Source organism: Anaerolineales bacterium (assembly GCA_022866145.1).
GTDB lineage: Bacteria > Chloroflexota > Anaerolineae > Anaerolineales > E44-bin32 > PFL42.
Genome location: JALHUE010000398.1, coordinates 1 through 3,108, shown reverse-complemented (window position 1 = coordinate 3,108; position 3,108 = coordinate 1). Strand labels below are relative to the sequence as shown.

The 3,108-nt window shown below is 67.9% G+C and carries 2 protein-coding genes; one reads left to right on the top strand and one right to left on the bottom strand.

Going from position 1 to position 3,108, the window contains the following annotated elements; genetic code table 11:
* On the top strand, nt 1–199 hold a 199-nt coding region (locus MUO23_12035), incomplete at its 5' end, for a hypothetical protein (GenBank protein ID MCJ7513687.1).
* Nucleotides 200–274: 75 nt separating this feature from the next.
* Here MUO23_12035 and MUO23_12030 read toward each other — a convergent pair.
* Nucleotides 275–3,106, bottom strand: coding sequence for a cation-translocating P-type ATPase (locus MUO23_12030; protein MCJ7513686.1), 2,832 nt, complete (start codon nt 3,104–3,106; stop codon nt 275–277).
* Nucleotides 3,107–3,108 lie beyond the last annotated feature (2 nt).

The window sequence follows — 3,108 nt, the reverse complement described above, 5'->3', positions numbered from 1 at the left end:
TGGCGAGGTCTTGCAGGAGGCCGACGGGGCGGCCGAGGCGCTGCTGGTGGCCGATATCGACCTGACCCGCGCCGATCACAAGGAGCGGCTGTTCATCCCCGGCGAGTACGAGCTGGATCTGATGGCCGATCGCCGGCCGGAGCTGTATCGCAGCCTGGTCGAGGCCGATCCACAGGCCGACGTCCCGCCGCAGGACTGACCTGCACCGAGCGCCTCGGCCGCGTCCCGGCTGCTTCGCAACATCTGCCTTGCCGTCGACAGCCGTGCCGGAGGGTTAGCCTGCGGGGCTCGCTACACTCGCACCGGTCGCTGCGCCGCGCCGGCGCAGCACCCACTTCATCGTCTCGGCCACAACCGACGGGATCAGCATCAGCGGCAGCATGACACGCCACGACTCCCACGCCAGCGGAACCGTGTTGAAGGCCGACTGCAGCATGGGCAGGTAGATGACCGCCAGCAGCAGCACCAGCGAGATGCCGACCGCCGCCACCATCGTCTTGTTGCTGAACACACCGATCTTGAACAGTGAGTAGCGCTCGGAGCGCGAGGTGAAGGCCCGTAGCAGCTCCGAGGCCGACAGCGTGGCGAAAGCCATCGTGCTGGCCAGGGCAACCCCGCCCTGCATCCCCAGGCCAACGACGAAAGCCGCTAGCGTGATGGTGCTGATGGCAACGGTCTGCACGGCGATGCCGCCCCACATCGGCCGATTGATGATCGGTTCGCTCGCCGGCCGCGGCGGCTGGAGCATGATGTCCGGATCGCCCTTCTCCAGCCCGAGGGCGAGCGCTGGCGCGCCGTCGGTGATCAGGTTCAGCCACAGCAGCTGGATGGCCGTCAGCGGCGAGGGCAGACCGGCCAGAATGGCCACGAAGATGGTCACCAGTTCGGCGACGTTGCACGACAACAGGTAGTAGACGAACTTGCGGATGTTCGAGTAGATCACCCGGCCCTGTTCGACGGCGGCGACGATGCTAGCGAAGTTGTCGTCAGTCAACACCATGTCAGCGGTTTCCTTGACGACATCGGTCCCGGTAATTCCCATTCCGACGCCGATATCCGCCCGTTTGAGCGCCGGCGCGTCGTTCACCCCGTCGCCCGTCATGGCGACGACCTGTGCGTTGGCCTTCAGCCCCTCGACGATGCGCGTCTTGTGTTCGGGAGAGACCCGGGCGTAGACATCGTTGTGCATGACGGCCGCCGCCAGGGCAGCGTCATCCATTTCATCCAGGTCGCCTCCCGTGACCACACCCTGCCCAGGGCGGATCAGCCCGATCTGCTCGGCGATGGCGCGCGCCGTCTCTGGGTAGTCGCCGGTGATCATCACCGAGCGCAGCCCGGCGCGCTGCGCCAGACGGATAGCGGCAGGGACTTCCGGCCGTGGCGGATCGATCATGCCAAACAGACCGACGAAGACCAACTCACGCTCGATCGCCTCGGGGAGCACCTCGGCAACCGGCTCCGGCTGCACCCGGTAGGCCACCGCCAGCACACGCAGCGCATCCCGCGTCATGGCGTTGATGGCCTCGAACACCCGCTGGCGCTCGGCCTCACTGAGCGGCGCCACCTGGTCGTCGGCGGTCTGGCGCAACGTGCACAGGCCGAGCACGATGTCCGGGGCGCCTTTGAGGGCGATCAGGCTGTGCTCGCGCCGTGAGGCATCGTGGAACGGGCCGAGATCATCCGGACGCGGGTCACGCACCGCATGGATGGTCGTCATGCGCTTGCGCCCCGAGTCGAAGGGGACTTCCTGGATGCGGGGATACGCCAGGCCCATCGCCGTCGGATCGGCGCCGGCGCGCACGGCGGCCAGTAGCAGCGCGGCTTCCGTGGGGTCACCTACCAGCCGCGGCGTCGAAGAGTCGCCCTCCCCGGGTTCGAGCACGGCGTCGTTGGCCAGCAGCGCCACCCACAGCGCCGTGGCCAGCCCCGGCAGCCGGGCGAGGTCCAGCGCCTGGCCATCCTGGCGCAGCGCCGCCCGGCCGTCCGGGCCGGCCGCACCGACTTCCACCAGCGCGCCGTCGACCCAGGCGCGGGTGACGGTCATTTGGTTCTGTGTCAGCGTCCCGGTCTTGTCGGAACAGATTACCGTGGTCGAGCCAAGGGTCTCGACCGACGACAGGCGCCGGATCAGCACGTGGCGGGTGATCATCTCGCGCATACCCAGCGCCAGAGTCACGGTGACCACCGCCGGCAGGCCTTCGGGGACCGCCGCCACCGCCAGGCTGACGGCCACAATGAACATCTCCAACGGCGGGTTGCCGCGCAGCCAGCCCACCAGAAATACCACGCCGCAGACCGCCAACGCCGCCCAGCCCAGCACTCGCCCGAGCTGGTTCAGCCTGCGCTGCAGCGGTGTGTCCTCCTGCTGCACCGACTGCAGCATGGTGGCAATCAGGCCGATCTGAGTCAGCATGCCCGTGCTGACCACCACCCCGCGCCCCCGGCCGTAGCTGATGAGCGTGCCCATGAAAGCGGTGTTGCGCCGGTCGCCCAGATTGATGTCCTGCCGCAGCACGACGGTGGCGTCCTTCTCGACGGCGACCGACTCCCCGGTCAGCGCCGCTTCTTCGATGCGCAGGTTGACGCTCTCGATCAGCCGCAGGTCAGCCGGGATGTAGTTGCCGGCTTCGAGCAGGACGATGTCCCCGGGCACCAACTCCCGAGCGGGCACGCTCTGGCGGTGTCCACTGCGGATCACATGCGCCTCGGGCGCCGAGAGCCGGCGCAGAGCCGCCAGCGCCTGCTCGGCCCGATGCTCCTGGATCACGCCCAACACGGCGTTCAGGATCACGATGGCCAGAATCACCACCGCCTCGGTCCATTCGCCGAGCACGGCCGAGATCGCCGCCGCGATGAGGAGCACGATCACCAAGAAAGAGTTGAACTGGGAGATTAGGTTGTGCAGAAGGCCGGGTCGGGGAGTTTCCGCCAGCTCGTTCAGCCCGTGGGCCAGCAGGCGCGCCTGGGCCTCTTGCTCTGTCAAGCCATTCTGCGGCGAGGTGTGCAGCGCCTGCAGCACAGCCGATCCTTCCTGGGTGTGCCAGATCTGGGATGCGGACGGCCGGAGGCGGCGGGTTGATTCATCGGGCGTGGAGGATGAGGTCATAT